Source organism: Cognatishimia sp. 1_MG-2023 (assembly GCF_030548175.1).
In the GTDB taxonomy this organism is placed as follows: Bacteria; Pseudomonadota; Alphaproteobacteria; order Rhodobacterales; family Rhodobacteraceae; genus Cognatishimia.
In genome coordinates, this window is record NZ_JAUORX010000001.1 from 493,434 (window position 1) to 517,328 (window position 23,895).

A 23,895-nucleotide genomic window follows, 5' to 3' on the forward strand; every position below is an offset into this window, starting at 1 on the left:
ATTTGCAGGGGGAAAATACGCAAATCCTGTTGTTCTAATTCTAACTTTTCACGCTATCGTGCGCCTATAGCGCCTTTTCGATCAACTAAACCTTACGGTGAATTTCTTGGACAACTCCCCTTTATTAGGAGTATGATTGATCCAAAATAGAAGCGCCTAAAAGGGCGTTACACGAGGTTGAGCGAGGCCAGATATGCCAACACATACGTTTCAAGTGTTCCAATGGAGCGGCACTGGTTACAATGCCCAGTATAACACGTCGCATACGGCCGTGTTCAACGATGACGATGACTCAGTTGGCGGTTCAAGCGACGCCAATGAAACCGTCAGCATCGATGGCGGCGCTTCGAATGTAACCGGTGGCAGCCCCTACAAAATCAGCGTTAACTTTACGGATACCGATGGCAACTCGCACGTCGAGGATTTCAACTTTTTCTATACGTCGGATGGTGGTTGGTATTTCGCGCCGCAAGAAGGGTCAGCCTTCACAGAAGGCGCGACTTTTGGCAACTATCAAAGCCACACAGTTGGTTGGGATTATGACGAGGTCGTCTGCTTTACTTCGGGCACGTTGATTGCCACCAAACAGGGCAAAGTCCCGGTTGAAAAACTGGTGGCCGGCGATTTGGTTTTGACGTCGAGTGGTGACTATAAGCCGCTGGTCATGAATATGTGCCGTACTCTTTCAGTGGAAACGCTGACGAAGAACCACAAAATGCGTCCAATTCGGATTACGGCTGGTGCCTTGGGGAATGGCCTGCCAACACGTGATCTTTTGGTGTCTCGTCAGCACCGCATGATGGTGCAATCCAAGATCGCAGAACGCATGTTCGGCAGCGCCGAAGCGTTGGTTTCAGCCGTCAAACTGACAATGTTGCCCGGTATTTTTGTAGAGCGTGACGACGCACTCGTAACCTATCATCACCTGTTATTTGACACCCACGAGGTTATTTTCGCAGAGGACGCACCCTCGGAAAGCCTATTCACAGGCGAAGAAGCGTTGAAAACTTTGGCTCCTGAAGCAAAGGAAGAGATTTTGGCCCTCTTCCCCGAAATTGCCGAAATGGTCGAAAGCATACCCGCACGGCATATCCCTAGCTCGCGCAACCAAAAGCGTTTGGTAGCCAGACACTACAGCAATCAACAACCTGTTCTTCGACTGAGCTAAAGTCACACATTCCTATTGGCGCGAAAGATTATTGCGCGGGTCTTGCGGCCAGTACTGTTGCGGCGTTATGGAGCTGTACCTGAAGCTTCGCCAATGGAGGACATCATGGCACTCAGCAATAACGTGCGGACCTATTTCGAAGGGTCTTGGCAGGACGGCAATATTGCGGTGATCCGCGCGGCCGACCACGTTGCGTGGCTTGGGTCTCAGGTATTTGATGGCGCACGCAAATTCCAAGGCGTCATGCCTGATCTGCACGGGCATTGTCATCGTTTGATCCGCTCTGCGGAAGCTCTGGGCATGACACCACAAATCACTGGCGATCAGATCATTGAGATCGTGAAAGAAGGTGTCGCGACCTATGCCGATGATGCAGAGCTATATATTCGCCCGATGATGTGGGCGACCGAAAGCACGCCGGGCATTATTGATCTTGATCCAAATTCTACGGCGTTTTCAGTATGTATCGAAGAATTACCAATGCCCAAGGCAGAAGGCTTTTCGCTGACGGTCGCGCCCTACTGCCGCCCTCGGCAAGACATGGCGTTAACCGAAGCAAAGGCAGGATCGCTTTATGCCAACAATGGTCGCATCATGGCATGGGCCCGTGCGCGCGGGTTTTCCAACGCGCTGTCGCTGGATATTGATGGTAATGTCGCCGAAACTGCATCGACCAATGTGTTTTTGGTTAAAGACGGTACCGTCTTTACTCCAATTCCAAACGGTTGCTTCTTAAACGGATTGACCCGCCAGCGCGTTATTGGCTTGTTGCGGGCCGATGGCGCAGAGGTGATTGAGACCACGTTGAAAGTCGAAGACTTTGAAAATGCGGAAGAAATTTTTTGCACCGGTAACATTGCCAAAGTCATGCCTGTTGCGCGCTTCCAAGAACGCGACCTGCCCTTTGGGCCGCTTAGCAAACGGGCGCGCGATTTGTATTGGGACTTTGCACTGAGCGCCTAGTTCAGCGGTTCGCTCGCGCCAAAAGCAAAACAGCCAACAGCCCCACGCAAACGATCATGATTGCGCCGGGGCTGGCATCGCCTAGGTTTTCTAAGCTGGCTTGATCATGCACGCGGGTGGCCAGTGTTTCATAGTTAAAGGGCCGCAATAGCATGGTCGCTGGCAGTTCTTTTACGCAATCCACAAAGACAAGTAACAGGGCCGAGCCGATAGAGCCGCGGATCAACGGGAAATAGACCTCTCGCAAGGTTTGCGCACGCGTCCGTCCAAGGGAGCGCGCGGCCATTTCAAGGCTGGGGGACACCCGCCCCATTGCGGCATCTGCAGCCCCCTGAGCAATCGCAAAGAAGCGCACGCAATAGGCTAGGACCAAAGCAAACGCCGAGCCCGTCAAAATCAAACCCGCAGGTTGTTGCGTGATCTTTTCGATCAAATCCGCAAGGCGATGATCCACAAATGCCAATGGAATCAATATCCCTACGCCCAAAACAGCACCGGGGGCCGCGTAACCAATTGTGGTCAGAGGCAACAATAGACGTGGCAAGCTGCGCCCTGACAAGCGCACCCCATAGACCAAGAACACACCTGCCAATACGGTGACAACGGAGGCAATCCCGCCAACGGTTAGCGTATTGGTTAGCGCGCGCAAAAGGCCTGCATCCGTCCAGCGATCTGGGTTGCCTAGGGCGTGGCTTAGGATCACCGACAGGGGCAGAACGAAGCCGAACAAGAAAGGCAGCAAGCATGCCGATGTTGCTGCTAGGGCAGAAAAACCAGTCAGTTTTGTCTTTTTCGCCGGGCGATGGCGGCTGGAAAGGTTGAAAAACTTGATCTTACGGCGGCTAATTTTCTCGAGCGTGACCAAAAAGATAACAAGGACCAGAACGACAGAGGCAATTTGAGCAGCACCGCCAACGTTATGGCTTTCGAGCCAAACATTGAAAATACCGGTGGTTAGGGTTTGCACCGCAAAGTAATCAACGGTGCCAAAATCGTTCACCGTTTCCATCATGACAATGGCCGCACCCGCAGCGATAGCAGGTCGCGCTAATGGCAGGCCGACACGTAGGAAACGACCAATAGCCCCTGCCCCCAAAGACTGCGCAACTTCTTCGGCGGAGGCGGATTGTTCTTTGAAAGCGGCGCGCGCAAGAATGTAGACATATGGGAACAACGACGCGGCCAAGACCAAGATCGCAGCGCCCATGGATCGTATTTCTGGAAACCAGTAGTCTCGTGAATTCTCCCATGAAAACAAAGCCCTTAGCCCAGTTTGGATTGGCCCTGCGTATTCCAGGAAATCGACCAGCGCATAGGCCCCTACGTAGGCAGGGATCGCCAGCGGAAGCAGCAGCAACCACTCCAACCAACGGGACAAAGGAAAGCTATATCGCGTGATCAACCATGCGGCGCCCGTGCCGATACAAGCGGCTAAAAGCCCGACGCTGACCATCAAGATAACCGTGGTTTGCAGATACCGAGGTAACGTTGTTGCCAAAAGATGTGGCCAGATATTTTCGGTTGGGAAGAAGGCTAAGACAGCCACAGCGACAATCGGAATAAGAACAATTGCGCAAATCAAAACAGCTCCGATGGACCATGGATTTAAGGCCAAGCCCAATGTGGAACGCGGATTGAGGGTCTGTGATAGCAGTTTCATGTCGCTCTGTTGCCTGAATCTGGTTTCACTGTCCAGAAACGAAGCTATATTGTGAACCAAAGAAGTAGAAAGAATAGTGTTTATATGCAGGTCGTTTTACATTTTGGTGCGCCATATACAGATGAAAACCGCCTGCAACTTTGCCTAGGCAAAAACCGAGAGGCTTTGGCTGAGGCTGGCACTGTCATTCCGCGCCCCTCTGCGTATCGGCGCCGGATGAAACCGGTGATCAACCGGTTCAAAGAAGGAACTGGCGACGACGAGCTTCGGATGGAGTTTTTCGACGAAGTTGTTGGCGACAGAGAAGCGGATCGGGTTGTCTTTTCGATGGACAACTTTTTGGGCGTACCACGGCTTGCTGTATCTAACGACTCGTTTTTTCCCGGTCATTTCAATCGCATAGGCGCGTTCCTTCATCTTTTTGATGGGGCTGATGTTGAGCTGTATTACGCGATTTGCAACCCTGCCAACTTTGTTCAGGGATTGATGAAAGGCCATCAAGGCGAGGACATCAATGCGCTGCTTAGCCATAGCGATCCGATGAATTTGCGGTGGTCTGAGTTCATGGAACGGCTTTGCGAAAACTTTCCAGCGACGCCGGTAACCGCGTGGTGCAACGAAGATACGCCGCTGATTTGGGATAAGTTGATCCGCGATTTGGCGGGTGTCGATGACACTTTCGATCTGCGCGGGAACTTTGGGTTCATCAAAGAAATCATGTCAGATGAAGGGTTTAGCCGGTTTTCTGACTTTCTAAAACAACGACCTGACATGTCTGTCGAGCAAAAACAGCGCGTAACAGCAGCGTTTTTGGAAAAGTTCGCGGTGGAAGATGTGTTGGAAGAAGACATTGATTATCCGGGTTGGACGGATGAACATGTTGCCGCTGTAACAGAGATGTATGAGGCGGATGTTGACTTTATCCAGACGCTGCCAAATGTGCGGTTCTTGCAGCCCTAATATCACGCAACGCGCGCCGCTATAATTTTTGGTAAATGTGAGATTCGTACGTTTCATGTGCTGAAACGTACGATTCCTTTTTCATTCCTATGCAAATAGCAGATTTAGGCCGGCACGCCCCCTGTCGGCGCTTGCACAAATGACGTCTCCGCAATTTCGCGCGCGTGGATTCCGAGAACCATCAAACCGGGCCAAAGCAGATATGCCTCGATCTCAATATTCTCGCCGAAGGACAGCAGAAGGATCACCATCAGGATGCCGAGCGGCAAGCGGCCTCTGGTCGAGGCGATGGTATCGGCGAGCGCGAGGAGCGTTTGAAAGACCAGCGGGATCATTAACGCCAGAAATCCGGTGACCCCTTTTACGAACAACAACCCGTACCACGTGTGATGTGTGCCGATGGGCATGTATTCGACGATGTGGCCGCCGGGGGCTGGGCGGCCGTGTCCGAACCAGATCGCTTCTTCCCACCAGCGTTCTTCGGCGATGCGTTGCAAGGTCGCGCGCACGCGGGTGCTGTCGGCGCGGGCGTTTTTGAATGTGGCGATGCCGGTTGTTAAGGTTTGGATCAACCGATCTGCTGTCATCGCGAGGCTGGCGGTGAGTCCTGCGGCGGTGAACCATGCCCAGCGTTTGCTCATCAGACCCAAGGCGCGTGGGGGCATGGTGCAGAGGACAAGACCAACAAGACCCATGCGGGATTTTGAGGCGAGCACCATCAGTGTTCCGGCGGCGATGCCGATGGCGCGCCAGTTGCGGTTTTCTTCCTCTAGCGCAAAGAGCACCATCATCACGCCTAGTAGCGCGGCAAAGGGAGACCATGGGGCGAAGAACTGCCATCTTGGGGACCACGTGGCGGGATCGTAGGTGAAGAGGAAGACGGTGAAGTATTCCGGCCCCGGCCCGCCGACGACTTTTAGGGGTGATGTGAAAATCCGTTCAGGCAATCCGATGTAGGGGGCAGCGAGCATCAGAGGCGCGAGGCAGAGCACCCATAGGCCGACAATGCATTGACCGCGGATCAAGATGCTTCGGCGAATGGGCAGGACAGCGCCAGCCAAAGGGAATAGCGCCATCAGAGCCCAGCCTTTGGCCCAGCCAATTGTAGATTTGATGGTTTGCGCAGCGCTGAAGTTCCAATTGATGTGCCCCAGCCACAGGATTGGGAGCATTGCGCCCATGCCCAGTATCCATGCCCAGACCACTGGCGGGATTGGATGCGGCTTGAGGTCCACGCGCATGGCGGGGCCTAGGTAAAGCGCCACAACGGCTAAGGTGCCAAGCGACCACGCGATCACGGGGCCTGCGATATAGAGCGCGCCGATGGCATAGAGCGGCCACGTGTAGGTGAGCGTTTTATAGGCGAGCCATTCGGCGGGATTTTCTGGGGAGAGCTTATCCATTGTCTTCGCGTTCCCGCAGACCAAGCAGCCAGTTGATTAGGCCCCGACGTACCCAACCCAAGGTCAGCGCCATGAGCATTAGCAAGGTTGCTGCGATGCCTGCCAACAGGGCGATTTTCTTTCTGGGCGACGAAGGATCGGTTGGTAATGATGGATTTTCAAGCACTTGCACCAAAGGATAGGACGCAAAGACATCGGTTTTGGATGACTGCGCGCGGGCGATGGCCGAGGCAAAGACCGCTTCGGCAACTTGGAAGTCACGCTGCAAATCCTCGAGTTGGGCGGCGGCGCGTGACGCGCGTTCTAAGCGGCGGCGTTCTTGGTTGAAGCGGTTGTTAAGCGTGTCAAACTGCGCTTGCAGGCCTGCGCGGTCAGCCTCGTTGCGTAACAGATCGGCTAAGAGTGTTGTTCGGTCGCCAAATTGCGACACGTTGAGGCGCGCGGCGGTCTGACGGGGCAACCCAGTGATTGCGATGGCCGCGCGCAAGGTGGCCTCTTGCGCTTGGGTATAGGCCTGTTCCGCCTCTTTACGGCGGGGATGCTGGGAGCCGTAACGCGAGCGGGCCTCTGACAATGCGGCGGCTTTGTCGGCGATGTCAGCGACAAGGGCGAGGTATTCCTGGTCTGAATAGAGATCAAGCGCGCGGGCGGCGTGTTGGGCGGAAAGGCCTAGGTTGGCCTCGAGTGCCGAGACATAGGCGGTTTTTTCCTCGAGGTCCGCCTTGAGCGCAAAGGCACGGGCGTAGCGGGCATCGTTTTCGGCCACTTGGGCGGCGAATTGATCGCGCGACAGAAAGCCGGTTTCGTTTTGCAAAGCCCCTACGGCGGTGCGGGTGGCCAATACGCTGTCGCGGTATTCTTCGATGGCCTGCACAGCGCCTTCTTCGCGAACGAATTGATCGTCATCGCGCAGCGCGTCTACTTCGGTGAAGAAAGCGTTAAGCACGGCCTCGTTGCGGGCGCGGGCCTCTGCCGGGCTGCCGCCGGTGATTTCGATGTGGATCAGACCGGTTTGATCCACAAGCGTGACTTTGGGGCGCGGCAAGGCATTGGCGGGCGTGCCGAGTTGCTGGGCGGCGGCGTTGATGATGCGGTCCGCGCGGATCAGGCGTTTGTAGGTCTGGGTGGGGCTGATGGAATTGTTGGCAAAGGCGGATGACGCGTAGCTGCTGGCTTGGCCAATGCTGTCGATATTGACCGAGGACGAGACCCCTGCCCCCGGTAAGATCAGCGACATCTGCGAAGTGTAACTGGGTGGGACGCTGGTCAGGTAGCCGACGATGGGGGTCCAGATTGCAGCGGCCCAAATCAGGAAGACGCCGGAATAGCGAATGACGCGCCGCACCATGTAGCCCGGTTGGCCGGGTTTGCGTTTGCGCAGCAAAGCGTCCAAGCGACTGAGGTAGGCGGCGTTGCTTTGGTAATTTGAAATGTCAGATTGAAATGCCATGGACCTGTCTTTCAAGAATGCTCTTGGATCAGACTAGGTCGTTTGATGGCTTGATATATGAGGGATTTCGTGAGTGTCCGAGGGCAAACGGGCTGCCCTTGGGACATTGGGATAGGTCGTTAAAACACGCCTTGGTCGCGGGCGATCAGGGCCGCTTGGGTCCGGTTGCCGACCTCTAGTTTGCGATAGAGCGTTTTGATGTGCAGTTTGACGGTGGGTTCCGACAGATCGAGATCGCGGGCGATTTCTTTGTTGGATTTGCCTTCGGTCAAGCCGCGCAGCACTTGGGTTTCGCGTTCTGTCAGGCCTTTTAGCAAGGGATGATCATTGCCCTCTGGTTCTGCGGTCATGAAATCAAGTGGAGCGTATTTTTCGCCCATGGCCATGAATTTGATCGCGTTGACCAGTGATTTCGCGGGCAAGGTTTTGGGGATGAACCCGACGGCGCCCATTTCAAGCGCTTGCTCTGCAACCTCGCGCGAGGCTTCTCCGGACATCAAGGCGACGCGGTGGACGCCATTGCGTTCTGATGCGATTTTCAACCCCTCGAGGCCGTTCATACCGGGCATGTTGTAATCCAGCAGGACCAAATCATAGGTGTATTCGCCATCAATAAGGGCGCAGGCCGCGTCTAGATCGGCGGCGGTGTGGGTTTCAATGTTTTCTTCGTTTCCCATGAAGGCCACCAACGCATCGCGCAGCAGGTCATGGTCATCGGCAATTAATATTCTCAAAGTCGAACCCTCGCTCGATAGGTCGTTATATTTGCAATACTCACCCACAACTGTGGCGCAAATGGGAATATTCCGGGGGAAACATCAGGCTACTACTCTACCCAAAGGGATATGATTTTTTCCAAAGGCATGAATTAAAACGTCTTTTTTCGTCACCGCCATCACAATAGACCATATTTCAGCCATAAGCGTTAACGCGGCCTCTCTGTTTTTGCCTGATGTTGAATGAAGGTTAACGGAGGCGAGACTATGACTTTTCATTCACAGGTGGCCCTACAGAGCGGTCCAAACACCCAAGCCGTGCTGCCGCACATTACGGTTATGGGGCAAAGCATTGTCAGCGCGACTGCGCAGGCAGCGGTGCAGGCCATGTTGGCCCCGGGGCGGCGGTGTATTTCGTTTTTGAACGCGCATTGTGTGAATGTCGCGACGCGTGATCCTTATTACAAGGCAGCGTTGGCGCGGGCGGATATGGTTCTGCCGGATGGGATTGGGGTTGAGCTGGCGGCGAAGATGGAGGGCAAGACCATCACCGCCAATCTGAACGGTACGGATTTGGCACCGAAGCTTTTGAAAGAGGCCGCACAGCGGGGGCTATCGGTGTTCTTGTTTGGTGGCACACCGGGTACGGCGGAACGGGCGGCGGATACGATTTGTCGTCAGGTGCCGGGATTGCGGATTGCGGGAACGCGCGATGGCTATGGCGGGACGCAGGGTGCGGTTGAGGCAATCAATGCGTCAAAGGCAGATATTCTGCTGGTGGCCATGGGCGTGCCGATGCAGGAGTTGTGGCTGGATCAGAACTTTGGCCAGTTGAAAACGCAGGTATGTCTGTCGGTTGGCGGGTTGTTGGATTTCTGGGCGGGCAATGTGCGGCGTGCGCCGAAGGTGGTGCGCAAAGCCAAGGCGGAATGGGTCTGGCGGTTGATGATGGAACCGCGTCGTTTGGCGAAACGGTATTTGATCGGCAATGTCACCTTTTTGGCGCGGGCCGCGCATTGGTCGTTGACGCAAGCCAATCGGTCTGCTGTTTTGAAACGGGTTATGGATTTAACGCTCTGCCTGTCGAGTTTGTTGATCCTTGGACCGGTCTTGTTGATTTTGATGGGGCTTATTCGTCTGGACAGCAAAGGCCCTGCCCTGTTTCGCCAAGAACGCGTTGGAAAAGATGGGAAACCGTTCACCTTGTATAAACTGCGGTCGATGGCCGTGGATTCCGAAGCTAAGCGCGCGGCGCTATTGGCGCAGTCGGATCGAGATGGGGTTTGCTTTAAGGCCAAGAACGACCCGCGGCTGACGCGGCTAGGACGGGTGCTGCGCCGGTACTCTTTGGATGAGTTGCCGCAAATTCTGAATATCATCAAAGGCGAGATGTCTGTGGTTGGTCCACGCCCTGCCCTGCCGCAAGAGGTTGCGGTCTATCCGGCGCGTGCGCTGAAACGCTTGGCGGTGAAGCCGGGGCTGACGGGGCTGTGGCAAGTGTCTGGGCGAGCAGACATTGGATTTGATCAGATGATCGAGATGGATCTGGCCTATGCGAAGTCGCGCTCTGTTCTGTTGGACAGCATGCTGATTTGGCTCACGGTGCGGACCATCGTTTCGGGGCGCGGTGCCTACTGACCCTAATGACCTATCCGGATGGATAGGTCCCTAACCACCCGAGCCACAGATTTTGAAAGTGATCTGCGCAATGATGAGGCATGGAAGGGAGTACCATGAAACTTCAGAAGATGATGCTGACACTGGTTTTGACCGCATTGACGTTCGTTGCCCCAGTCTTTGCCAATACCACGACAGCATCGCCTGATGCTTCTGAAGCTGTGCTTGAAGTCTCGGGGATGAGGAGCAGCACAGAGGTGACGGTCACGTTGGACATCACGGCTTTACGGGCCATCGGCACAACAGAGATCGTCACCTCAACTATCTGGACCGACGGGGTCCATCGTTTTTCAGGGGTGTTGTTGCGCGATTTGCTTAAACATGTTGGCGCAACTTCCGGCGTAGTCGTTCAAGCACAGGCACTGAACGACTACGCCATCCAAATTCCGTTTGATGACGCCATCATGTCAGAGGCCCTTGTGGCCTTTGAAATGGATGGCGCACCGATGCATCGTAGAGCCAAAGGACCGCTTTGGATTGTGTACCCATTTGACCGCGCAGCAAAATTTCGCACAGAAACCATTTACGCGCGTTCCATTTGGCAGCTTAATAGGCTTCACATCGTTAAGTGATTTCACACATTAAGGCGAATTGAAGTGGCATTTTGGACGCGCGTATCTGACATCTATTCATCCAAAGACAGTAAGGCCGGTCGATGGGTCTTTGCGGCAGCCACAGTTATGTGCCTGGCGATTATGAGTTTTCTGGCGCGGAGCGTCATTGTCGACCTAAACGAACTGCGCTCTGCCAAGACGGATACGGTACAGTGGACACTGTCGCAGGTTGAGATTGAGTATCTGAATTTTCGGCTTTCTATACACGAGGCACAGGAGAACGCGCCGCCGGACCTTGAGCGGTTGCGCAAGGATTTTGACGTGTTCTTTAGCCGCCATGACATTATTGCGCAGGGGTTGGTGTTTAAGGACGCGCGTCAGGTCGAAGCCTTTGCGGCCTCTGCCGAGGCGATTGCAGCGTTTCTGAATGAAACGGCCCCTTTGATTGACGGGGATGACGCAGCATTGTTTGCGGCATTGCCGCAGATTAATGCCGAGGTGGAGGCCTTGGGCCCGGCTGTGCGCGGGCTTTATGTGTCTGGTCTGGGGCATTTTACGATTCAGTCTGATCGCTTGCGTGAACGCCTGTCTGCAACGCTATGGCAGTTGACTTGGGTCACGATGGTTTTGATTGCGACGCTTGCGGTATTGGCGGTTTATTCCCGTGCGACGGCCACAAAGAGCCGGATGCGTGGCCGGGAATTGGCGCGAGCGAATGCGCATATGGAGACGATTCTGTCGACCTCTTTGGATGGCGTGATTGTGTCAGATCACACGGGGCGCGTGGTGGATTTCAACGCCGCGGCTGAGGCGATCTTTGGTTATAAGCTTGAGGATATTCGCGGGCAGTTGATTGGTGATTTGATTGTGCCCCCTGAACTGCGGGCCGCGCATCAGGCAGGGATGGACCGCATGATCCGCACGGGCGAGAAAAAGCTGGTGGGACATGGGCGCATTCGGATTGAAGCGGCGCGCGCGGATGGGACAATCTTTCCGGTAGAACTGGCGTTGCAATCCGCGACTGGTGCGGATGGCGAGATATTGATCGCGTTTTTGCGAGATATTTCTGCGCAGGTTGAGGCCGAAGAAGAGCTGCGCCAAGCGCGAGATCAGGCGCTTGCGGGGGAAAAGGCCAAGGCAGAATTTTTGACCGTTATGAGCCATGAAATTCGTACGCCGTTGAGCGGGTTGTTGGGCAATCTGTCGTTGTTGAGTGATACTCAGCTAGATGCTGAGCAGGCGCAATTCACTGGAAACATGAGCATTTCCGGGCGGCAGTTGCTGAAACATGTGAATTCCATTCTGGATATTGCTCGGTTTGAAAGTGGTAAATTGCCAATTGAGGAGCGCGCCTTTCATCTGGGTGCCTTTTTGCAAGAGATTGTGGATAGCCAAAGTGGCCCTGCTGAAAACCGACAGACGGCCATTGGCTGGAGCTGGATTGGCCCTTCGTTGGATTGGGTGCATGGCGATGAAGGGTTGCTGGAGCAAATTCTGCTGAACCTTGTGGGAAATGCGATCAAGTTTACTGAAAACGGACGGATCGACATTGAGGTTGAGCAAACTGGACATAAAGACGGGGCGCCGCTGATTGAGATGCGGGTGATCGACACGGGAATTGGGATTGCCGAAGCGGATCAAGAGCGGATCTTTGAAGATTTCGAAACTGGCGCGCGTCATGGTGGGCAGATTGGCAGCACGGGGCTGGGTCTTGGGATTTCGAAACGGCTGGCCTCGTTGATGCGTGGCGAGATCGGCGTGGAAAGCACGGTTGGTGAGGGCAGCGTGTTTTGGCTGCGCTTGCCGATGCCAAAGGGGCACAAACCTGCGGCGGCTTCTGGTGAGGATGCGGATGCGGCGTTGGTGGATTGCTTGCAGATTTTGCTGGTTGAAGACAACGAGATGAACGCCTTTGTCGTTGAAAAGATGTTGCAGGCTGAGGGGCACCAAGTGACCTGGGCGCAGGATGGGTTGGAGGCGATTGAATGGGCTGAAAAGGCCACGTTTGATGTGATCTTGATGGACATCAACATGCCTCGGCTGGGCGGGCTAGAAGCCACGCAGCGTATTCGGGCAGAGATTGATCATGCCAAAGACACGCCTATTTTCGCCTTTTCTGCCAATGTTTTACCTGAAGACACCAAGCGGTTCCGCGAAAGTGGAATGGATGGGTTTATCGGCAAGCCTGTGCAGATCGAAGAGATGCGCGCGGCTTTGGCAAGTGTGGGGCGTGGTCCGGTTGTGGCTGACACGCCTGTAGCGGAAACGCAGGACGCGCGCGCTATGTTTGGGGAGAATTACGACCAATTCCTGACGCGTTTCTTAGATGAGGCTGATGAGTTGGCAGCCTGGGTGCAAACGGCAGAGGACCGTGAAGAGATCGTGCAGCGATGCCATAAGATCAGCGCGACGGCGGCATTGTTTGGCGCGCAAGCGTTTCATGCGGCTTTGCAGCGATTGGAACAAGAGGCCAAGCCAGAGGGCGCAGCGGATTTGGCAGCGCCCAAAGAACAGGTGGCGCAGGCTTGGGCCACAGCCCGTGAGGGGCTGGTGGCGAACGCTTAGTTTAGGGCAGCACCCACGGTGATCAGGCCCAATACGCGGGCGGCTTCTGCAACATTGGTGACAGTGCTGTCGTAGCAGGCGATGCCGTCGCCGGGCAGAATGAAGGGATCATAATCGTCGCGGTCGGCGCGGCGGAGCATGTCCTCGATGTCGCGCTCGATCACAACCGAGACTTTGGTTTCTGGATTGCGCGACATCAACAGTGCGGAACGATGGGCGCTGGTCACGCGTGATCCACCGACGCAGTTTGCATCCACTACGGCCTGTAAGTATCGCGTACCATAGGGCATTTCACGCACGTCACGGCCAATGGCGGAGGGTGCGTTGCCGGTTGCGGGTTGTGTCAGGTTGGATAGGAAAAGCGTCACGCCCGGTGGGCTGATGGGGCTTGGGCGCATCAGGTCATCTTGGAAACATTGGCGGGATGGCACGACCACGGTGTCGCCGGTGATGAGCATGACATCGACACTGTTTTGGCCCTCGAAAACGCCCCGAAGATCCAGTTTATAGACGCGGCCCTTGCGGTGTAATTCGACGGCAGACAGGTCTGCATCTGGGCGAATGCCCCCTGCGGCGCGTAGAGCTGCGGAGAGATTACGGGCCTCGGTTGAGGCGCCCAGCGCTTGGGCGCGGTTTTGGTCTATGGCGTCGCCCGCGACTTTGCCAAGTTCGATTTGGTGGGGTTCAAAGACGGCACCGGATACGCCAACGCTGACAGAGGCGAAATCGGCGGCACGGACGGAAACGGCAGGCGGTTCGTCGTATAGGCCTGCTTTCATCAGTGCGAGGACAAGGGAGAGTTCAACTTCGGAACTGGATTGGCCTTGGGTGCGGATGGGTTTGATGAAGGGCAGTTTTAACGTGCCATCGCGTGAGACCACGTAGCGACCAGATAGCGATTCATCTTCTGCGATACGGATGTCCAGCAGGTCGTTGCGTGAAAAGCGTTCGCCTAGCAGCGCCTGAGCGGCAAAGCCTTTGCCGCCATTACCGCCGCGATATGGCAGGCAGGTTTCAGCGTTCATGCGGGCGGAGGTCAGGTAGCTTTGGTCTTGGCGGGTGACAACATCACGATATTGGGCCTGATAGCCCTGCCCGGTTGCGATGGGTTCAATGTTGTTTGGACGGCTCACTGCAGCACAGCTGCTCAGTAGCGCTGCTGCGGCCATGAGGGCCAAAGGATTTGATTTAAAAGTCGCCACTATCGCCCCGATCTTCTTTTTTGCCGAGATGACACCATAGCGGTGATCGAAATCCAGCCATACACGCTATGGCGGATCGTTTTCCTATCCATTTGGGTCAATTCTGCACCAGCTGTGCCATGCATTGACCGCTTGCGTTGCTCCTGTGAGGGGGCGGAGCGGGCAAAGTGAGGTGACCTTAAGGGGAACTGACACATGTCTTGGCGCAACACAGATTCGAATTTCTTAGCCCACCTGATGGCCTATGGCGCATCTGAGGTGGCTAGCAAGCTGTCACGCTTGTTTGTGGTGGTCATGGTGGCGCGGACCTTGGGTGTAGAGCAAATCGGGCTGGCTGCTGCGGCTCTGGCGATTTGTGATCTGCTTAAGAGCGTCACGCAAAATGGGATTTGCCAGCGGATCATCGCGGCCCCCAAGGCTGAATTGCCGGGCATCTGCGTGACCGCGCATCGGCTGTATTGGTGGCTTGGGTTTGGTTTGTTTGGCGTGCAACTGTTGGTGGCTGCGGGTCTGTGGGTTTGGGCGCATCCGGTTGTGGGTGGCTTGGTTGCCGTGGCCGCGCTGGAATATCTGTTTATGCCTGGTGGTTTGGTGCAAGCGGCCCTCGCGATGCGAGAGGGCAAGCTGACGCAGACCGCGAGTATTGCGGGTGGTCAAATCGTCGGTGCCAACCTGTTGAGCGTTGCGCTTGTTTTTGTTTTTCCGTCCCCCCTGGTGCTGGTTCTACCGCGCGTCTTAACGGCGCCTTATTGGTTGATCGCCATGCGTCGGCTACGTCCCTGGCAGAAAGATGCCGCGGTGGAGCCAGCACCTTTTTTGCCCTTCATTACATTTGGTGTGCCGGTTCTTGGGATCGAGTTGATCAAGGCCTTGCGTCTGCATGCGGATAAGCTGTTGGTTGGCTTGTTGCTGGGGGCCGATGGGCTGGGGCTGTATTTCATGGCCTTTAACGCAGGGCTAAGCATTGCCACGAGCTATGTCGCGGCCTTTGAGAAAGTGGTGTTCCCGCATTTGGCGGCAAAGTCGATCTCGGCAGGGCGGATGGCGTTGACAGGGCTTGGGCTGATTGCGCCGGTGGTTTTAGCACAGTCTTTGTTTGCACCGGTTTATGTGCCGCTGTTGTTGGGCCCGGGCTGGGACGCGGTGGTGCCGGTTGTGTCTATCCTATGCCTTTGCGCCCTGCCCCTGACGTTTTGGTCGGTGGCCGCGGCAGAGCTGCGGTTGGCGCAAAAGCCAGAGATCGAATTTCTGGTCACGCTGTTCCTGACAGTTGCTTTGGCGGTCAGCGCAATTGTGACCGCCCCCATGGGATTGCTGGCTATGGCCACGGGCTATGTGGTGAGCGTGACCGTCGTGCTGTGTGGAGCGGCGGTGCCGCGCCTGATCTTTCCTTTATTTCAACGTCATCAAGAGGTGTAACGATGCCTAAGTTTTCCATTATTCTTCCTTGCCACAATGCCGAAGACACGTTGCACGAAACGATTACATCGGTTTTGGCGCAGAGCCATGGTGATTGGGAATTGGTTTGCATCAATGACGGGTCAAGTGATTGGACGGCCTCGATACTAGAGGGTTGGGCCACACAGGACGCGCGCGTTCGGGTGCTAACCCTCTCTGGGCGTGGTCCTGCTGTGGCGCGCAACATGGGGTGTGCCCATGCGCGTGGGGATATTCTGTGCTTTCTGGATGCCGACGACATTTGGGATTGCGAGAAGCTGACTCAATTGGCGCGGGTATTTGAGGATGACGCGATTGATGGTGTGTTTGCTCAGGTCGCGTTTTTCGCGGAAACGGGCGTCGCGTTCACACATTCCACGGTACGAAAAGGCGCGCTGACCATTCCGATGTTGATGGGGGAGAACCCGGTTTGCACGATGTCGAACTTTGCCCTGCGTCGCACGCAGTTTCTTAAGTGCGGCGGCTTTGCGCAGGGGTTTGTGCATAACGAAGATTTGGAATGGTTGATCCGTTTGGTGGGGCATGGCGCACGTATTGAAGGGCTGCCGATTGTTCAGGTTTGGTACCGCACCTCTGCTGCGGGATTGTCTGCGGATTTGGCGGCGATGGCGACGTCACGGCGGCAAGCGCTGAAAACCGCGCGGAATTTTGGGTTCACGCCCAGCGCCCAGTCCGAAGCGATTTATCTACGGTATTTGGCGCGTCGAGCGCTTCGGCTGAACCACACCGGGTTGATCGCGTTGAAGTTCGCGGCTGCGGGGCTTTGGAAAAGTCCGGTCGCCTTTTTGTTCCCCCTGCACCGCGGTGCGTTGACCGCTTTGGCCGCGTTATCTGCGCCGCTGATGCCTGACGCCATGCGCCGTGCGCTGTTTGCACGATAAGGAGAGCCCTGATGCCCCTCGCAAGTCTTGTTGTTCCGGCCTTTAACGTTGAGGCCACGGTGGCGGAAACGCTTCGTTCGCTCTTGGCGCAAAGCTTTCGCGACTTTGAAGTGCTCGTGATTGATGATGGGTCTACGGATCGCACGCAGGCGGTTGTCGCGCCTTTTCTAGAGGACAGCCGTGTGCGTTATGTCAAACAGGCCAATCGCGGCTTGGCCGGGGCGCGGAACCGCGGCATCGAAGAGGCGCGCGCGCCCTATGTGGGGTTTTGCGATGCTGATGATCTGTGGGCGCCCGATAAGCTAAGCCGCCATATTGCACATTTGGAAAGCAATCCGCGTTTGGGGCTAAGTTATTCTGGCTCTGCGATGATTGATGAAAACAGTCGCCCGATTGGGATCAATCAATCCCCTGCCCTAAAGCGAATTGATAGCGCGCATATTTTGAAACGTAATCCTGTTGGCAATGGCTCTGCCGCCGTTCTGCGACGGGCGGCTTTGCAGGAGATTGCGTTTTATCCGTTGGGGGCGGATCGGAGGGCCAGTTATTTTGACGAGACGTTCCGGCAATCTGAAGACATTGAATGCTGGCTGCGCCTGTCCTTGACGACAGATTGGGACATCGAAGGCATTCCCGGGCACCTGACGCTGTATCGCGTGGTGGGGGATGGGTTATCGGCGCAGACCGAGCGGCAGTTGGCCTCTTGGGAAAACGTCATCAACAAATTGCGCCCCTTGCACCCACGCTTTTTCGCCCAGCACGAGGGAGCAGCGCGGGCTTATCAGTATCGGTATCTGGCGCGGCGTGCGGTGAGCAGTGGTCGTGGCATCGATGCGATGCGGTATCTGCGCCTGTCTTGGGCGCAATCTGCAGAGCCGCTTTGGGCGGAACCGCGCAAAACGTTGATCACTTGGGCGGCCGCGGGCGTTCTTAGGATGTTCAAAGCCAATCCAATGACTGCCGTTCGGATGCTTTCGCGTCCTGCTGATTTAACAAAAGGGAAGGATTTCCAATGACTAAGCCAATTGTATTGCACTTGCTGGATGACGTTACGCCCGGTGGGGTGACACGGGTTGTCGATCATCTGATGGCCTCACCTGTTCTCAATGCGCAAGCGGTGCATCATCGCCGCGTTTTGAATGGCAATAGACTTAGCGCGCCGGCGATGCAGGCCGATATTATCGTGTCACATCTAACGATGAGTTGGCGCAATTTGCCGATGCTGATTTCGCTACGCGCTAAACATCCGAATGCAGTTTTGATCCATGTTGAGCATAGCTACACCAAAAGCTTTACCGCGCTGAATGTTACAAATCGCGAGCGGTTCTTTACCTTGCTGCGCACTGGATTTGCTTTGTTTGATCAGGTTGTCGCGGTCAGCCGCGCACAGGGCAATTGGTTGGTCACAAGGGGGCTAGTGGCGCAGGACCGGTTGCAGGTGATCCGTTCTGCGGTGGATTTAATGGGGTTCGCCGCCCTGCCCGCCCCAAGTGGTGTTCCCAAGGTGTTTGGCGCAATTGGGCGGCTGCATGAGCAAAAGGGTTTTGATGGGTTGATCGCGGCCTTTGCCAAGGTGGATGCCCCGGACATTCGGTTGAAGGTATTCGGCGAAGGGCCGATGCAAGCGACGCTAGAGGGGCTGGCCGCAGCAGACCCGCGTGTGACCTTAGAAGGGTTCCGCCCTGATCCGGTGCAGGCCATGGCCGAGATCGACGCCTTGCTTGTGCCATCCCGCTGGGAGGCCTTTGGTTTGGTTGCGCAAGAAGCTTTGGCTGCTGGGCGTATGACTTTGGTTGCGCCCATTGATGGGTTGTTGGATCAAGAAATCGACGGCGCGCGCGTTGTGTCTGGACTGGGCAATAGCGTGTGGACTCAGGCGATAACGGCGGCTTGTACTGTGAAGGCGGGGCCATCTGTGGTAAACCAAACTGATATGGCAGAGCGCCAAAAGCAACGGTTTCAAAAAGACTGGAGCCGCCTGTTTGGTGAAGCGTTGCAAAAGGAAATGCAGCCAGCGGCCTAGGTGGTTCGTCGCTGGGCTACGGGAGCATGCACCAGCCCCTTTTTTGGTGGGGTCTGCCCTGCCAGCGCTAAGAGCCGATATTCACGCGTGGTTTTAGCGTGTTCGTTAAGAACGCCGTTTCGGTCAGTTAGTTGGTGTTCTAGCGGAATGACTGTTAGCGGCGTCGGTGTGGACCGCGTTGTGTTTGACGTCAGCGCTTTTGGGCCCTGATCTCGCGTAGAGCTTCTTTCAGGAGATCAGCCACTTCTCTCATGCGAGGCAGCTTATCAATAAATTTGAGAGAGCAGAATGGGATCGGTGTTTTCGTGAGGGTCATGCGGCATCCTTTCAAAGCGCGAACCTATGCGGGTTGCGCCAAAGGCCTGAATCGCTCCGGTTCGGCGATTGAATATGAAAAGGCTCCGGAGCCGATGGGAACACTTAGGGAGCAAAGTGAACTAGGGGGCAATAGGCTGCGCCAGTTGTGCGCGTTTGCACACTTTTGTGGAACTCCATTGCCAAAAGATACTCTAAACCACTGACAAATAAAGAAAACCACCGACAGGGAAACTGCCGATGGTCATTTGATCTGTGCGGAGTGGTCAAAAAACACCCCAAAGTGGCCAAGTTATGCGGTGTCTAACACACAACCAACCGCCGGTTTAGCCACATTTGCTGTGGCCGCAGCTGCGGCATGTCATGCAGCCTTCGACCATTTGCAGATCGTATTGACCACAGGATGGGCAAGCTTTGCCTTTTGGCGCTTCGCCGACAGCAATGACTTCGGCTTGAGGGTCAGATTTTAACCCCATGCCTTCGCCTTCGATCATGCCGATGGAGATCATGTGTTTTTCGATCACGCCGCCGATGGCTGCCAGAATGGATGGGATGTATTTGCCATCCATCCAAGAACCACCACGTGGATCAAAGACCGCTTTCAGCTCTTCCACCACAAAGGACACATCACCGCCACGACGGAACACTGCAGAGATCATGCGGGTAAGCGCAAGGGTCCAAGCGTAGTGTTCCATGTTTTTGGAGTTGATGAAGACTTCGAATGGGCGACGGACACCATTCACGATCACATCATTTACGGTGAGGTAAATTGCGTGCTCACTGTCGTGCCATTTCAGTTTGTATGTCGCGCCCTCTAGGGACTGCGGACGCTCCAGCGGTTCGGACATATAGATGACTTCGCCGGTATCGGTGAGGTGATCTGCTGGGTTTTCACCCGGAGCTTTGTCTTCGCTTTCGGAAACTGTCAGAACGGAGCCTGTGATGTCGTTTGGACGATAGGTTGTGCAGCCTTTACAGCCGGTGTCCCATGCTTCCATGTAAACATCTTTGAAGGCGTCAAAGCTGATGTCTTCTGGGCAGTTGATGGTCTTGGAGATCGAGCTGTCGATCCATTTTTGTGCTGCGGCTTGCATGCGCACGTGGTCAAGCGGCGCAAGGGTTTGCGCGTTGACGAAATAATCCGGCAGTTCTTTGTCGCCAAATTTTTCACGCCACAATTTCACAGCGTAATCAACGACTTCTTCTTCGGTGCGTGAGCCGTCTTTTTGCAGAACTTTACGGGTGTATGCATAGGCAAAGACCGGTTCGATGCCGGAAGACACGTTGCCCGCATAAAGGCTGATTGTGCCGGTTGGGGCAATGGATGTCAGAAGCGCGTTACGGATGCCGTGCTTTGCAATGTCTGCCTTTAGGTCGTCATCTAGGAACTGAACCATGCCGCCGTTGACGTATTTGTCTGCGTCAAACAGTGGGAACGCGCCCTTCTCTTTCGCAAGTTCCATAGACGCGCGATATGACGCGTGTGCGATGGCTTTCATCCAAGCTTCGGTTTGCTCAGCTGCTTCTTCAGAGCCGTATTTCAGGCCCAGCATCAGCAGTGCGTCGGCAAGGCCGGTCACGCCAAGGCCGATCCGGCGTTTGGCTTGGGCTTCTTGCGCTTGGCGCTCTAGCGGGAAGTTGGATGCGTCAACCACGTTGTCCATCATACGGACAGCGGTTTTCACGAGGTCTGTTAGGGCCTCTTCGTTCAGCTCTGCGGCATCTTCGAACGGTGCAGTTACAAGACGTGCTAGGTTTATGGAGCCAAGCAAGCACGCGCCATATGGCGGCAGAGGTTGCTCGCCGCATGGGTTCGTTGCTGCGATGGTTTCAACGTAGCTGAGGTTGTTGGATTTGTTGATCCGGTCGATGAAGATCACGCCTGGCTCGGCCTGATCATAGGTGTTCTGCATGATCTTATTCCACAAATCCCGCGCATTGACGGTTTTGTAGACTTTATCTGCGAAGACCAATTCCCAAGAGCCATCTGCTTTGACGGCTTCCATGAAATCATCAGTGACCAGTACGGACATGTTGAACATGCGAAGGCGCGCTGGATCAGATTTGGCTGTGATGAAATGCTCTACGTCCGGGTGGTCACAACGCATGGTCGCCATCATCGCGCCACGGCGTGAGCCTGCGGACATGATGGTGCGGCACATCGCGTCCCACACATCCATAAAGGACAACGGGCCAGAGGCGTCTGCTGCAACACCTTTTACGTCAGACCCTTTTGGACGCACTGTCGAGAAGTCATATCCGATGCCCCCACCCTGCTGCATGGTGAGTGCGGCTTCTTTGAGCATGTCAAAGATACCAGACATGCTGTCAGGAATCGTGCCCATAACGAAGCAGTTGAACAATGTAACTTTACGCGCAGTGCCCGCACCTGCTGTGATGCGGCCCGCTGGAAGATACTTGAAGTCTTCCAATGCGGCGTAGAATTTGTCTTCCCACTGTTCTGGCTTTTTCTCGACTTTTGCCAAGTCGCGCGCGATGCGGCGCCAGCTGTCTTCGACCGTTTCATCAATGGGCGTACCGTCCGCCTGTTTAAAGCGGTATTTCATATCCCAAATGGATTCGGCGATCGGGGCAGCAAAACGACTCATCGGTTTCCTCGGTCTGTTTAGGTTTTTATATGTACTGACAGTTTTTTGAGGGGCTTGAAAGCCCTGTTGAGAGGACTACTATAATTCGAAACCGGAAAATAACACAACAGGTAGTAGGTCTCTTTTGTGAAATATCTAAATCTAGTGAAGCTAAGCGTTGGTACAGATAGCGTAGATACGTTAGACGAATGGCAAAAAACCAAGCGTGCTCAGACAGATGATGGGTTTTCACACCATGTGACACGTATGTGGCCCAAGCGAGAGAAAGAGATTCTTGCGGGCGGGTCGATCTTTTGGGTGATTAAGGGTGCGATCCAAGCACGTCAACAGATCGTTCGCTTTGATGAGGTCATTGGAGCTGATGGTATTCGTCGATGCGATTTCGTCCTAGCACCCGAATTGATCCGCACCCAATCGGCGTTACGCCGACCGTTTCAAGGCTGGCGATACCTCAAGTTAGAGGATTCTCCGCCTGACCTGCCCAAGGGACGTAAAGCAGAAGAGCCATTGCCAACTGAATTGGCAATGGCTCTTGCTGAGATCGGTGTGATCTAAGGGTTACTCAAGCTCTGCAAGGTGCTGATCCAGATCAGCAAGCCGATCTTGGCCCCAGAATTTAGCCCCATCATCGACGACATAGAATGGCGCACCGAACACGCCTGCTGCGTAGCCCTCTTCAAGATTGCGCGAATACGTTTCGGCACCTGTCAAAAGACCGCTGTCTGCAAGACCAGCATCAAATCCATTCTTTTCCAGACAATCGCGGATTACGTCATCTTGGGCAATGTCGCGCTCTTCGGACCAACATGCGCGCAGAACAGATTGCACCAAGGCCCCCACATCGCCTGTGCCTGCGTTTTGGGCGGCAATGATGGCATAGGATGATGGGGCCATGTTGGTTGGCCAAAAGGCTGGCTTTAGGTGAAACGGCATTTCAAGTGTCTTCGCCCGCCGCACCAAATCTTGTGCGCGATACTCGATTCGACTTGGGTGCCGATCTTTTGGAGGTGTCCCGCCTGTCCGGGCAAAGAGCGCCATTAAGTCCAGTGGTTTGTATGTAATGCTGGCGCCATGTTTTGAGGCGACATTTTCTAGGCCACTCCCGGCTAAGTAGGCATACGGAGAAATAGTTGCAAAATAATAGTCTATATGTGCCATTTGGCCCCCTTAGGTCACAGCATCGCTTTGCCAAAACGTAGCGACATGCTAAGGCGTGCGCAACGTCACGAATCTGTCATCTGCGACAATGGGGAATTCCGCATATGCCGAGCACTATGGAACCGAAACTGATCACCGGGAACGCCAATAAGCCGTTGGCAACTGCCATTGCCCGGCGCATGACAATTCATCGCAATCTTGGATTGGTCGACGCGCGCGTTGAACGCTTTAACGACGGCGAGATTTTCGTCGAAGTTTTTGAAAACGTTCGCGGTGAAGACATGTTTATCATTCAGCCGACGAGCAATCCGGCGAACGATAACTTGATGGAATTACTGATTATGGCCGATGCTTTGCGTCGGTCTTCTGCTAAGCGCATCACCGCTGTGATCCCATACTTTGGCTATGCACGCCAAGATCGCCGCGCTAAGGCACGTACACCGATCTCTGCCAAACTGGTTGCCAACATGCTGGTCGAAGCTGGTGTTGAGCGTGTTTTGACTATGGATTTGCACGCGGCGCAGATTCAGGGGTTCTTTGATATTCCGGTCGACAACTTGTATGCCTCTCCGATCTTTGCATTGGACATCAAGCAGCAATTCAAAGGCAACATGGAAGACATCATGGTTGTGTCTCCGGACGTTGGCGGCGTTGCCCGTGCGCGCGAGCTTGCAAAGCGTATTAATGCCCCATTGTCGATCGTTGATAAGCGCCGCGAGAAGGCCGGTGAAGTTGCTGAGATGACTGTTATCGGTGATGTGACTGGTAAGAAATGTATCATCGTAGATGACATGTGCGATACGGCTGGCACGCTGTGTAAAGCCGCTGAAGTGCTGCTGGAACATGGCGCGACTGAAGTGCACGCTTATATCTCTCATGGTGTTATGTCTGGTCCTGCTGTTGAGCGTGTGACCAACTCTGTCATGAAGAGCTTGGTGATCACCGATTCAATTCAGCCAACTGGTCCTGTCAGCAATGCGCCAAACATTCGCATCCTGCCAACAGCTCCGATCTTTGCGCATGCGATCATGAATATTTGGAACGGTGCGTCGGTCTCATCCCTATTCGAGACAGACACGCTTGAAGGCGCTTATGAGGGGTTGTTGAGCTAAATAGCCCGACACCTTACCGCT

General features: G+C 54.9%; 20 protein-coding genes. 12 read left to right on the forward strand and 8 right to left on the reverse strand.

Going from position 1 to position 23,895, the window contains the following annotated elements:
* The first annotated feature begins 193 nt into the window (after nucleotides 1-193).
* Together Q4544_RS02355 and Q4544_RS02360 are read left to right on the forward strand one after the other, a co-directional pair.
* Nucleotides 194-1,168, forward strand: coding sequence for a Hint domain-containing protein (locus Q4544_RS02355; protein WP_303503791.1), 975 nt, complete (start codon nucleotides 194-196; stop codon nucleotides 1,166-1,168).
* 105 nt (nucleotides 1,169-1,273) lie between these two features.
* Nucleotides 1,274-2,131, forward strand: coding sequence for a branched-chain amino acid aminotransferase (locus Q4544_RS02360; RefSeq protein WP_303503793.1), 858 nt, complete (start codon nucleotides 1,274-1,276; stop codon nucleotides 2,129-2,131).
* Between the two features lies 1 nt (nucleotide 2,132).
* On the opposite strand, the gene Q4544_RS02365 is transcribed toward Q4544_RS02360, so the two are convergent.
* Nucleotides 2,133-3,791 (reverse strand): iron ABC transporter permease, encoded by a 1,659-nt coding sequence (locus Q4544_RS02365; RefSeq protein WP_303503794.1) that lies wholly within the window; start codon nucleotides 3,789-3,791, stop codon nucleotides 2,133-2,135.
* An 84-nt stretch (nucleotides 3,792-3,875) separates the two neighbouring features.
* Between Q4544_RS02365 and Q4544_RS02370 the strand changes: the two genes are divergently transcribed.
* Nucleotides 3,876-4,751 (forward strand): hypothetical protein, encoded by an 876-nt coding sequence (locus Q4544_RS02370; RefSeq protein WP_303503796.1) that lies wholly within the window; start codon nucleotides 3,876-3,878, stop codon nucleotides 4,749-4,751.
* Nucleotides 4,752-4,855: 104 nt separating this feature from the next.
* Here the strand turns inward: Q4544_RS02370 and Q4544_RS02375 are convergent, their stop codons facing one another.
* The 3 genes from Q4544_RS02375 to Q4544_RS02385 form a co-directional block, all read right to left on the reverse strand.
* Nucleotides 4,856-6,154: an O-antigen ligase domain-containing protein gene (locus Q4544_RS02375; RefSeq protein ID WP_303503798.1), complete on the reverse strand. Its 1,299-nt coding sequence runs from the start codon at nucleotides 6,152-6,154 to the stop codon at nucleotides 4,856-4,858.
* Nucleotides 6,147-7,604, reverse strand: coding sequence for a hypothetical protein (locus Q4544_RS02380; RefSeq protein WP_303503800.1), 1,458 nt, complete (start codon nucleotides 7,602-7,604; stop codon nucleotides 6,147-6,149). The genes Q4544_RS02375 and Q4544_RS02380 overlap by 8 nt, the downstream gene beginning before the upstream one ends.
* Before the next feature lie 119 nt (nucleotides 7,605-7,723).
* Nucleotides 7,724-8,338: a response regulator transcription factor gene (locus Q4544_RS02385; protein ID WP_303503801.1), complete on the reverse strand. Its 615-nt coding sequence runs from the start codon at nucleotides 8,336-8,338 to the stop codon at nucleotides 7,724-7,726.
* Nucleotides 8,339-8,587: 249 nt separating this feature from the next.
* Between Q4544_RS02385 and Q4544_RS02390 the strand changes: the two genes are divergently transcribed.
* The 3 genes from Q4544_RS02390 to Q4544_RS02400 all read left to right on the forward strand — a co-directional run bounded on the left by Q4544_RS02390 (nucleotide 8,588) and on the right by Q4544_RS02400 (nucleotide 13,116).
* Nucleotides 8,588-9,958: a WecB/TagA/CpsF family glycosyltransferase gene (locus Q4544_RS02390; RefSeq protein ID WP_303503802.1), complete on the forward strand. Its 1,371-nt coding sequence runs from the start codon at nucleotides 8,588-8,590 to the stop codon at nucleotides 9,956-9,958.
* A gap of 95 nt (nucleotides 9,959-10,053) precedes the next feature.
* The gene (locus Q4544_RS02395; protein ID WP_303503803.1) at nucleotides 10,054-10,569 is read left to right on the forward strand and encodes a molybdopterin-dependent oxidoreductase; all 516 of its coding nucleotides are present in this window, start codon (nucleotides 10,054-10,056) and stop codon (nucleotides 10,567-10,569) included.
* Nucleotides 10,570-10,593: 24 nt separating this feature from the next.
* Complete coding sequence (locus Q4544_RS02400) at nucleotides 10,594-13,116, forward strand: ATP-binding protein (RefSeq protein ID WP_303503804.1); 2,523 nt, start codon at nucleotides 10,594-10,596, stop codon at nucleotides 13,114-13,116.
* Here Q4544_RS02400 and Q4544_RS02405 read toward each other — a convergent pair.
* Nucleotides 13,113-14,318, reverse strand: coding sequence for a polysaccharide biosynthesis/export family protein (locus Q4544_RS02405; RefSeq protein ID WP_407063023.1), 1,206 nt, complete (start codon nucleotides 14,316-14,318; stop codon nucleotides 13,113-13,115). The genes Q4544_RS02400 and Q4544_RS02405 overlap by 4 nt on opposite strands.
* 195 nt (nucleotides 14,319-14,513) lie before the next feature.
* On the opposite strand from Q4544_RS02405, the gene Q4544_RS02410 reads away from it, so the two are divergent.
* Genes Q4544_RS02410 through Q4544_RS02425 form a run of 4 tightly spaced genes read left to right on the forward strand, consistent with a single transcriptional unit; the run spans nucleotide 14,514 to nucleotide 18,680 of the window.
* Nucleotides 14,514-15,737, forward strand: a complete 1,224-nt coding sequence (locus tag Q4544_RS02410; RefSeq protein WP_303503806.1) for an oligosaccharide flippase family protein — start codon at nucleotides 14,514-14,516, stop codon at nucleotides 15,735-15,737.
* A gap of 2 nt (nucleotides 15,738-15,739) precedes the next feature.
* Entirely contained in the window at nucleotides 15,740-16,657 is a 918-nt protein-coding gene (locus Q4544_RS02415) for a glycosyltransferase family 2 protein (protein WP_303503808.1), read from the forward strand.
* Between the two features lie 11 nt (nucleotides 16,658-16,668).
* Nucleotides 16,669-17,673, forward strand: coding sequence for a glycosyltransferase family 2 protein (locus Q4544_RS02420; RefSeq protein WP_303503810.1), 1,005 nt, complete (start codon nucleotides 16,669-16,671; stop codon nucleotides 17,671-17,673).
* On the forward strand, nucleotides 17,670-18,680 hold the full coding sequence (locus tag Q4544_RS02425) for a glycosyltransferase family 4 protein (RefSeq protein WP_303503812.1): 1,011 nt from the start codon (nucleotides 17,670-17,672) through the stop codon (nucleotides 18,678-18,680). Before Q4544_RS02420 ends, Q4544_RS02425 begins: the two co-directional genes overlap by 4 nt.
* On the opposite strand, the gene Q4544_RS15745 is transcribed toward Q4544_RS02425, so the two are convergent.
* Nucleotides 18,677-18,874, reverse strand: a complete 198-nt coding sequence (locus Q4544_RS15745; protein ID WP_407063025.1) for a hypothetical protein — start codon at nucleotides 18,872-18,874, stop codon at nucleotides 18,677-18,679. The genes Q4544_RS02425 and Q4544_RS15745 overlap by 4 nt on opposite strands.
* 447 nt (nucleotides 18,875-19,321) lie before the next feature.
* Nucleotides 19,322-21,604: an adenosylcobalamin-dependent ribonucleoside-diphosphate reductase gene (locus Q4544_RS02430; RefSeq protein ID WP_303503813.1), complete on the reverse strand. Its 2,283-nt coding sequence runs from the start codon at nucleotides 21,602-21,604 to the stop codon at nucleotides 19,322-19,324.
* A gap of 126 nt (nucleotides 21,605-21,730) precedes the next feature.
* Between Q4544_RS02430 and Q4544_RS02435 the strand changes: the two genes are divergently transcribed.
* The gene (locus Q4544_RS02435; protein ID WP_303503815.1) at nucleotides 21,731-22,159 is read left to right on the forward strand and encodes a DUF1489 family protein; all 429 of its coding nucleotides are present in this window, start codon (nucleotides 21,731-21,733) and stop codon (nucleotides 22,157-22,159) included.
* Between the two features lie 3 nt (nucleotides 22,160-22,162).
* Here the strand turns inward: Q4544_RS02435 and Q4544_RS02440 are convergent, their stop codons facing one another.
* Nucleotides 22,163-22,762: a 2-hydroxychromene-2-carboxylate isomerase gene (locus Q4544_RS02440; protein ID WP_303503817.1), complete on the reverse strand. Its 600-nt coding sequence runs from the start codon at nucleotides 22,760-22,762 to the stop codon at nucleotides 22,163-22,165.
* Between the two features lie 104 nt (nucleotides 22,763-22,866).
* Between Q4544_RS02440 and Q4544_RS02445 the strand changes: the two genes are divergently transcribed.
* On the forward strand, nucleotides 22,867-23,874 hold the full coding sequence (locus tag Q4544_RS02445; RefSeq protein WP_303503819.1) for a ribose-phosphate pyrophosphokinase: 1,008 nt from the start codon (nucleotides 22,867-22,869) through the stop codon (nucleotides 23,872-23,874).
* Nucleotides 23,875-23,895 lie beyond the last annotated feature (21 nt).